This is a genomic window from Salmonella sp. NW722, from assembly GCF_051702785.1.
In the GTDB taxonomy this organism is placed as follows: Bacteria; Pseudomonadota; Gammaproteobacteria; order Enterobacterales; family Enterobacteriaceae; genus Salmonella; species Salmonella enterica.
Genome location: NZ_JAMMIN010000018.1, coordinates 1 through 8,633 on the forward strand (window position 1 = coordinate 1; position 8,633 = coordinate 8,633).

Consider the following 8,633-nt stretch of genomic DNA (forward strand, 5'->3'; position numbering starts at 1 on the left):
GTTCTTCGAGGCGCGGGTTTCCGCCTTGCGACGGAGCGGGGTCGCTGCCGACCGGCTCATCCTCGATCCGGGGATGGACCGGCGATTGGTCCATGGCGAAACGGCCGACCTTGCGCCGACCGGCTTCGGGCAACAGGTCCGCGAAGCCATGGACCAGCGCCGCGAGCATCATATCGAACAGCGCGACGCCACGCGCAACAGGGACGGCCGAATCTTCTACCGGCGCAATCTTCTCGCCACCCTGCGCGAGCGGGAAGTTGCGCGCGCCGGTGCGGAGATGGCCGAGGGCAAGGCGCTGCCGTTCCGCGCCGCCAAGGATGGTGAGAGCGTCAGCGGCAAGTTTACCGGAACCGTGCATCTATCGAGCGGCAAGTTCGCCGTGGTCGAGAAATCCCATGAGTTCACCCTTGTCCCGTGGCGGCCGATCATCGACCGCCAACTCGGCCGCGAGGTTATGGGCATCGTGCAGGGCGGGTCGGTGTCGTGGCAGTTAGGGCGGCAGAGGGGGCTGGAACGCTGAGTGCGCCCATGCCGCATTGCGAAGCAAAAGATAATCGGATAAAATGTAGCAATTCATATTCGTAAGCGTGGAGTAATCAGATGGGAAATTCCAAGTCAGCAGACAAGTAAGCCGCAACAACCAGTATTGTTGTTGCGGCGCTCTGTAAGGCTAGTCTCATCTGATTGCTGACGAGCAGACGTCGCCCGGTATTCCTTAATCGAGGGTTGATTCGTCATGACCACCACACGCCCCGCGTGGGCCTATACGCTGCCGGCAGCACTGCTGCTGATGGCTCCTTTCGACATCCTCGCTTCACTGGCGATGGATATTTATCTCCCTGTCGTTCCAGCGATGCCCGGCATCCTGAACACGACGCCCGCTATGATCCAACTCACGTTGAGCCTCTATATGGTGATGCTCGGCGTGGGCCAGGTGATTTTTGGTCCGCTCTCAGACAGAATCGGGCGACGGCCAATTCTACTTGCGGGCGCAACGGCTTTCGTCATTGCGTCTCTGGGAGCAGCTTGGTCTTCAACTGCACCGGCCTTTGTCGCTTTCCGTCTACTTCAAGCAGTGGGCGCGTCGGCCATGCTGGTGGCGACGTTCGCGACGGTTCGCGACGTTTATGCCAACCGTCCTGAGGGTGTCGTCATCTACGGCCTTTTCAGTTCGATGCTGGCGTTCGTGCCTGCGCTCGGCCCTATCGCCGGAGCATTGATCGGCGAGTTCTTGGGATGGCAGGCGATATTCATTACTTTGGCTATACTGGCGATGCTCGCACTCCTAAATGCGGGTTTCAGGTGGCACGAAACCCGCCCTCTGGATCAAGTCAAGACGCGCCGATCTGTCTTGCCGATCTTCGCGAGTCCGGCTTTTTGGGTTTACACTGTCGGCTTTAGCGCCGGTATGGGCACCTTCTTCGTCTTCTTCTCGACGGCTCCCCGTGTGCTCATAGGCCAAGCGGAATATTCCGAGATCGGATTCAGCTTTGCCTTCGCCACTGTCGCGCTTGTAATGATCGTGACAACCCGTTTCGCGAAGTCCTTTGTCGCCAGATGGGGCATCGCAGGATGCGTGGCGCGTGGGATGGCGTTGCTTGTTTGCGGAGCGGTCCTGTTGGGGATCGGCGAACTTTACGGCTCGCCGTCATTCCTCACCTTCATCCTACCGATGTGGGTTGTCGCGGTCGGTATTGTCTTCACGGTGTCCGTTACCGCGAACGGCGCTTTGGCAGAGTTCGACGACATCGCGGGATCAGCGGTCGCGTTCTACTTCTGCATCCAAAGCCTGATAGTCAGTATCGTCGGGACATTGGCGGTGACGCTGTTAAACGGCGATACAGCGTGGCCCGTGATTTGTTACGCCACGGCAATGGCAGTGCTGGTGTCGTTGGGGCTGGCGCTCCTTCGATCCCGTGATGCTGCCACCGAGAAGTCGCCAGTCGTCTAGCCGACGACTGGAAGCAAGCCCGCTCCGATGCGGCGCAATAATCTTCGAAACCTCGTGAATGGCGGTATCCTGTCTGGCAAGATACCGCTCATTTCCCTTGTCCCGTGGCGGCCGGTCATCGACCGCCAGCTCGGCCGTGAGGTCATGGGCATCGTGCAAAGCGGATCGGTGTCGTGGCAGTTGGGGCGGCAAAGGGGCATAAGCCTCTAATCTGTTGTAGATGAACGCAGCCGCTCGAAACCAGCGATGAGGCTGTCGAGTCCGAAGTTGAACGCAGCATCCATGCCGTCTGTTTCCAACTCGTGAAACAGATCGTGCAGGAAGGACGACGGTGCTTGCTCGGACACATCTGGCCTGTCCGGAACTCTCTCATCGGCATCAGATGCCTGCTGCTCGAGAACGGAACCGACCACATAGTGACTGACCGCCCGGAGCGCCCAAACGGCGCGCTTCGGACAAAAGCCCTCCGCGCAGAGAAAGCGTATTTGCGTCTCGGCGGTGCCAAAATTCGGTTCTGTCGGTCGAGTGCCGGCATGGATACGCGCGCCGTCCCGATAAGAGAGCAACGCCGTTCTGAAGCTCAGGGCATTCTCTTTCAGGAACACCCGCCAGTCCTCATTCTCTTCGGGTAGCGAGCGGGTATGGCGTTCCGCCAGCATCGCCTCGGCGAGCGCATCAAGCAGCGCTCGCTTGTTCTGGAAATGCCAGTAAAGCGCAGGCTGCTGAACCTTGAGGCGTTCAGCGAGCTTCCGCGTCGTCAGGCTGTCCATGCCAACCTCGTTCAACAGCTCTAGCGCCGCCGCGATCACGGTGCCCTTGTCCAGTTTGGTCATTCACGTTCCTTCGCCAGTGCTTGACAATTTATCACCGATAAGTTATATGTCCATCTCCTTATCGTTGATAAAGTCGCTCCATTGAGCGGCGCTGGAGTTTCAGGTGCGCAGCTCTGCCATCATTGCCCTGCTGATCGTGGGTCTTGACGCCATGGGTCTCGGCCTCATCATGCCCGTCCTTCCGACGCTTCTGCGTGAGCTTGTGCCAGCAGAGCAGGTCGCTGGACACTATGGTGCCTTGCTGTCGCTCTATGCATTGATGCAGGTCGTCTTCGCGCCCATGCTTGGACAGCTTTCGGATTCTTACGGTCGGCGTCCGGTACTTCTGGCTTCTCTTGCAGGAGCCGCAGTCGATTACACGATTATGGCATCAGCGCCGGTCTTATGGGTGCTCTATATCGGCCGACTCGTGTCCGGCGTCACGGGCGCAACCGGAGCTGTAGCAGCCTCAACCATTGCCGATTCGACGGGGGAAGGTTCTCGCGCACGCTGGTTCGGCTACATGGGGGCCTGTTATGGGGCGGGCATGATTGCCGGGCCAGCACTTGGTGGCATGCTCGGTGGTATCTCTGCTCATGCCCCGTTTATCGCCGCCGCCCTTCTCAACGGGTTCGCGTTCCTGCTTGCCTGCATTTTCCTCAAGGAGACTCATCACAGCCATGGCGGGACCGGAAAGCCGGTTCGCATCAAACCATTCGTTCTGTTACGGCTGGATGATGCATTGCGCGGGCTAGGTGCGCTTTTCGCAGTTTTCTTCATTATTCAACTGATCGGCCAAGTGCCTGCAGCCCTATGGGTCATATATGGCGAGGACCGTTTTCAGTGGAACACCGCGACCGTTGGTTTGTCGCTCGCGGCGTTTGGGGCAACACATGCGATCTTCCAAGCGTTTGTTACCGGCCCGCTTTCAAGCCGGCTTGGAGAGCGGCGCACGCTGCTGTTTGGCATGGCTGCGGATGCGACTGGCTTCGTTCTTCTGGCTTTTGCCACGCAGGGATGGATGGTGTTCCCGATTCTGTTGCTGCTTGCCGCCGGGGGTGTTGGCATGCCGGCCTTGCAGGCAATGCTCTCAAACAATGTCAGCAGTAACAAGCAAGGGGCTTTGCAAGGAACGCTAACGAGCCTCACCAATCTAAGCTCTATCGCAGGACCGCTTGGCTTCACAGCACTCTATTCTGCCACCGCCGGGGCATGGAACGGTTGGGTTTGGATTGTCGGCGCGATCCTCTATTTAATATGTCTGCCAATACTACGCAGACCATTCGCAACTTCATTGTGATTTAGTCATGGCGATTTGGCATGCGTAGACTTAGGAGAAATGACGGATTAAATCTGTTGAGCAATCATCTCCTTTCGGGGCGAGTGCCAATGATGACCTTAGTTCACACTCTCGCTGTCGCCGAATATCTCAACTTCCGTCACGCCGCCAACGCGCTCGGCGTTGCACAGTCCAGCGTCAGCGCCCGCGTGAAGGCACTGGAAGAAGACCTCGGCATCCTCTTGTTCGAGCGTCATGCGCGCGGCGTTCGGCTGACCGAGGCCGGACGCCATTTCGTCGAGCGGATAGCCGTAGGTATTGACCAACTCGACCATGCGGTGAAAACCGCCGGCATGGCGGCAGCCGGAGAAAGCGGCCGGCTTCGTATCGGTATCCATGCCCTGATTCCGCATAGCTTCCTCGCAAAGCTGATCGGCCAATACCGCAAGGATTACCCCGATGTTGAAGTCGAGATCGCCGAAGGCCCGGCCCGTGAAGCGGTGGTGCAGCTTCGCGCCGGCAGGTTGGACGTGGCGTTCGTCGCGGGCACGCCCCAACCACCCGACTGCCATTCCCGTCGCACATGGACCGAACCGCTCTTGGCGGTGCTACCGGAACGGCATCCGCTCGCCAAGCGGTCAGCCGTCACATGGCCCGATTTGGCAGGCGAGACGTTCCTTGCGTATAGGAAGTTCAAACGCCCTTTTCGGGCAGTCTGCTGGGTAGGCGGCGGTCGCGCAAGCCCCGTTTTGGGCACGGATCGGACGTCTGTGAGTGGGATTTCGGCATCGCGGGGCCACGCAGCGGCGTTGTCAGCAGCCATGCTTCGCTGATTCCCGACAGCGGGCCGAGCGCCGCCCTGCGGATCGTGGCCGCATCGGCTCGGATTCCGGTTTCGCCGTCGGCTGTGCAGCCGGCAGATCGTCACGCGGCTTGCACTGGCGGCGCGCGCGCTGCGGGCCTGTAGTGCGCTTCTTCCCGCGCGCCGTGCTTCTCGAAGTGGGCGAGGATGGCGCGGATGGCGGTGGGTTCCTCGATGCTGGCGACGATCCGCACGGTGCCACCGCAGTGGACGCAGGCGGTGACGTCGATGGAAAAGACCCGCTTGAGCCGTTGCGCCCAGCTCATCGCACGGCGCTTCTCCTCGGGGCTGCGCGGCGCGTCGTGGGCGCTGACGTCCACTGGCGCCGCATCGCCCGCAGGCCGCTTGCCGCGCCCCGAGGGCGTCAGCTGCGCACGCAGGTTTGCATTCGGGGCGAATACGCCGTGGAAGCGGGTGAGATGCGCGCGAGGTGGCGGGACCAGCGCCGCCAGCTTGGCGATGAAATCCACCGGATCCCATTCCACATGCGTGGTGCCATTGCGCCACGGGGTCTTGAGCTGGTAACGCACCCTGCCCTGGAGCGCTATCGACAGCCGCTTCTCGCTGATCGCCGGGCGCGTGATGTAGCGGCACAGCTTTTCCAGCTTGTGGCTTTCGTGTGCTTCGGCCGCCACGCCGGCATGCAGTGAGAAGCCGCCGACCTTGCCGGCTTCGCCCTCCAGCGAACCGGCGTCACCGGGCAGCGTTTGCAGCGTGACGACCTTGCAGCCAGCGTCGCGGCCGGTGGCGATGCGGTAGGTGATCGAACTCATCCGCAGCCCATCCATGCTGTCGTCGCCTGCAGCGCTGTCTGCCAGGAAGGCCGATTCGCCCTCCCCTTCGAGCCAGCCTTTGCGCGTCAGGTGCCGACACACCCGGTGCGCGATGGTAGCTGCCAGCTGGGTCAACTGCGCGGTGGTGGGCGCACGGGCGCGGTGCAGGCGCAGTTCGCGCCGCGGCAGCTCGGTGGCTTCCACGTACACGCCGTCGAGCCACAGCATGTGGAAGTGGATGTTCAGGTTCAGCGCGCTGCCGAAACGCTGGATCAGCGTCACCGCGCCGCACTGGGCGCTGGCGCGGTCGATGCCGGCTTGATCGGCCAACCAGCCGGCGATCACGCGCTGCACGATGCCCAGCACCGGGCCAATGGCTTCTGGCTTGCTGGCGAACAGGAAACGCAAGGGGTACGGAAAGCTCAGCACCCATTGCCGCACAGGCCGCGGGCCGAACACCTCCTCGACCAGGTGCCGCGCACTCTCGGCCATGCGTCGCGCGCCGCAACTCGGGCAGAACCCGCGCTTCTTGCAGGAGAAGGCCACCAGCCTCTCTGCACGGCAGTGCTCGCACACCACCCGCAGGAAGCCGTGCTCGAGTACGCCGCAACGCAGGTAGGCATCGAACGCCTCGCGGACATACCCGGGCAGCGAGCGGCCCTCCGCTTCGATCCGTGCAATGAAGTCCGGGTAGTGCGCCTCTACCAACGCGTACAGCAGCGTGCGCTCGGGCGCGTGGCGCGCGTACCGCGAACCGGTGTGGGCGGACGGCAGTGGCGCGCATCCCGCGGCTTGCCGCCGGGATGTGGCGAGGCGCGGCACGCAGCGCTCCGGTGCGGGGACGGCTGCTCAGTGTTGCGCCTGTGTTCGCACGTTCGTATCGGTGCGTTCTGATCTTCGCGTCAGACATTGCCGCGGCGCGGGCACAACAAAAAGCCCGGCATCGCTGCCGGGCTCCGGCCCCGTCCTTGGGGCCTTGATGTCGGGTCGTTGCCGGGATCGGACCGCGCTGGCGCGGTCCGGTTCCCTGACGACCGGGCCAACCGGATCAGAAATCCATGCCGCCCATGCCGCCCATACCGCCAGCACCCGGCATGGCCGGCTCTTCCTTCTTCGGCACTTCGGCCACGACCACTTCGGTCGTGATCGCAAGGCCGGCGACGGAAGCGGCGTGCTGCAGGGCCGAGCGGGTCACCTTGGTCGGGTCCAGGATGCCCATGGCGATCATGTCGCCGAACTCGCCGGTGGCGGCGTTGTAGCCGTAGCTGCCTTCGCCGGCCTTGACGTTGGCCACGATCACGCTCGGTTCTTCACCGGCGTTGGCCACGATGGCGCGCAGCGGGGCTTCCAGCGCACGGCGGGTGATGGCGATGCCCAGGTTCTGGTCTTCGTTGATGCCCTGCCAGGGCAGATCCGTGCACAGCACCTTGCCGTAGAAGAACAGCAAGGCCGCCAATGCCTGACGATGCGTGGAGACCGAAACCTTGCGCTCGTTCGCCAGCCAGGACAGAAATGCCTCGACTTCGCTGCTGCCCAAGGTTGCCGGGTGACGCACACCGTGGAAACGGATGAAGGCACGAACCCAGTGGACATAAGCCTGTTCGGTTGGTAAGCTGTAATGCAAGTAGCGTATGCGCTCACGCAACTGGTCCAGAACCTTGACCGAACGCAGCGGTGGTAACGGCGCAGTGGCGGTTTTCATGGCTTGTTATGACTGTTTTTTTGTACAGTCTATGCCTCGGGCATCCAAGCAGCAAGCGCGTTACGCCGTGGGTCGATGTTTGATGTTATGGAGCAGCAACGATGTTACGCAGCAGGGCAGTCGCCCTAAAACAAAGTTAGCCATATTATGGAGCCTCATGCTTTTATATAAAATGTGTGACAATCAAAATTATGGGGTTACTTACATGAAGTTTTTATTGGCATTTTCGCTTTTAATACCATCCGTGGTTTTTGCAAGTAGTTCAAAGTTTCAGCAAGTTGAACAAGACGTTAAGGCAATTGAAGTTTCTCTTTCTGCTCGTATAGGTGTTTCCGTTCTTGATACTCAAAATGGAGAATATTGGGATTACAATGGCAATCAGCGCTTCCCGTTAACAAGTACTTTTAAAACAATAGCTTGCGCTAAATTACTATATGATGCTGAGCAAGGAAAAGTTAATCCCAATAGTACAGTCGAGATTAAGAAAGCAGATCTTGTGACCTATTCCCCTGTAATAGAAAAGCAAGTAGGGCAGGCAATCACACTCGATGATGCGTGCTTCGCAACTATGACTACAAGTGATAATACTGCGGCAAATATCATCCTAAGTGCTGTAGGTGGCCCCAAAGGCGTTACTGATTTTTTAAGACAAATTGGGGACAAAGAGACTCGTCTAGACCGTATTGAGCCTGATTTAAATGAAGGTAAGCTCGGTGATTTGAGGGATACGACAACTCCTAAGGCAATAGCCAGTACTTTGAATAAATTTTTATTTGGTTCCGCGCTATCTGAAATGAACCAGAAAAAATTAGAGTCTTGGATGGTGAACAATCAAGTCACTGGTAATTTACTACGTTCAGTATTGCCGGCGGGATGGAACATTGCGGATCGCTCAGGTGCTGGCGGATTTGGTGCTCGGAGTATTACAGCAGTTGTGTGGAGTGAGCATCAAGCCCCAATTATTGTGAGCATCTATCTAGCTCAAACACAGGCTTCAATGGCAGAGCGAAATGATGCGATTGTTAAAATTGGTCATTCAATTTTTGACGTTTATACATCACAGTCGCGCTGATAAGGCTAACAAGGCCATCAAGTTGACGGCTTTTCCGTCGCTTGTTTTGTGGTTTAACGCTACGCTACCACAAAACAATCAACTCCAAAGCCGCAACTTATGGCGGCGTTAGATGCACTAAGCACATAATTGCTCACAGCCAAACTATCAGGTCAAGTCTGCTTTTATTATTTTTAAGCGTG

Annotated in this window: 7 protein-coding genes and 3 pseudogenes; 6 read left to right on the plus strand and 4 right to left on the minus strand. The window is 59.1% G+C overall.

Going from position 1 to position 8,633, the window contains the following annotated elements:
- The 3 genes and pseudogenes from NA330_RS23005 to NA330_RS23015 form a co-directional block, all read left to right on the plus strand.
- Positions 1–520, plus strand: a 520-nt coding sequence (locus NA330_RS23005; protein WP_139324357.1) for a DUF3363 domain-containing protein, incomplete at its 5' end; no start/stop codon positions are given.
- A gap of 216 nt (positions 521–736) precedes the next feature.
- A complete protein-coding gene (gene floR, locus NA330_RS23010) occupies positions 737–1,951 on the plus strand; it encodes a chloramphenicol/florfenicol efflux MFS transporter FloR (protein WP_001747811.1) in 1,215 nt (404 codons plus the stop codon).
- Positions 1,952–2,044: 93 nt separating this feature from the next.
- A pseudogene (locus NA330_RS23015) lies at positions 2,045–2,161 on the plus strand (DUF3363 domain-containing protein); the annotation flags it as partial.
- Here the strand turns inward: NA330_RS23015 and tetR(G) are convergent.
- The gene (gene tetR(G), locus NA330_RS23020) at positions 2,158–2,784 is read right to left on the minus strand and encodes a tetracycline resistance transcriptional repressor TetR(G) (RefSeq protein WP_000163574.1); all 627 of its coding nucleotides are present in this window, start codon (positions 2,782–2,784) and stop codon (positions 2,158–2,160) included. The pseudogene NA330_RS23015 and the gene tetR(G) sit on opposite strands and share 4 nt — an antisense overlap.
- Positions 2,785–2,887: 103 nt before the next feature.
- Here tetR(G) and tet(G) point away from each other — a divergent pair, with 103 nt between their 5' ends.
- Positions 2,888–4,063 (plus strand): tetracycline efflux MFS transporter Tet(G), encoded by a 1,176-nt coding sequence (tet(G), locus tag NA330_RS23025; protein WP_001257840.1) that lies wholly within the window; start codon positions 2,888–2,890, stop codon positions 4,061–4,063.
- An 89-nt stretch (positions 4,064–4,152) separates the two neighbouring features.
- On the plus strand, positions 4,153–4,875 hold the full coding sequence (locus NA330_RS23030) for a LysR family transcriptional regulator (RefSeq protein ID WP_223151157.1): 723 nt from the start codon (positions 4,153–4,155) through the stop codon (positions 4,873–4,875).
- A 91-nt stretch (positions 4,876–4,966) separates the two neighbouring features.
- On the opposite strand, the gene NA330_RS23035 is transcribed toward NA330_RS23030, so the two are convergent.
- From NA330_RS23035 to intI1, 3 genes and pseudogenes are all read right to left on the minus strand, one after another.
- Complete coding sequence (locus tag NA330_RS23035; RefSeq protein WP_022742855.1) at positions 4,967–6,451, minus strand: IS91-like element ISCR3 family transposase; 1,485 nt, start codon at positions 6,449–6,451, stop codon at positions 4,967–4,969.
- A 274-nt stretch (positions 6,452–6,725) separates the two neighbouring features.
- Positions 6,726–7,079, minus strand: a pseudogene (locus tag NA330_RS23040) (TCP-1/cpn60 chaperonin family protein); the annotation flags it as partial.
- Positions 7,080–7,379 (minus strand): annotated as a pseudogene (gene intI1 / locus NA330_RS23045) (class 1 integron integrase IntI1); the annotation flags it as partial.
- 205 nt (positions 7,380–7,584) lie between these two features.
- On the opposite strand from intI1, the gene NA330_RS23050 reads away from it, so the two are divergent.
- Complete coding sequence (locus NA330_RS23050; RefSeq protein WP_001931474.1) at positions 7,585–8,451, plus strand: PSE family carbenicillin-hydrolyzing class A beta-lactamase CARB-2; 867 nt, start codon at positions 7,585–7,587, stop codon at positions 8,449–8,451.
- The last annotated feature ends 182 nt before the right edge of the window (positions 8,452–8,633 follow it).

What these genes read in the sequence shown, in the direction of transcription:
- floR (WP_001747811.1), top strand. Translation starts at nt 737, where the DNA reads ATGACCACCACACGCCCCGCGTGGGCCTATACGCTGCCGGCAGCACTG.
- NA330_RS23030 (WP_223151157.1), top strand. Translation starts at nt 4,153, where the DNA reads ATGATGACCTTAGTTCACACTCTCGCTGTCGCCGAATATCTCAACTTC.
- NA330_RS23050 (WP_001931474.1), top strand. Translation starts at nt 7,585, where the DNA reads ATGAAGTTTTTATTGGCATTTTCGCTTTTAATACCATCCGTGGTTTTT.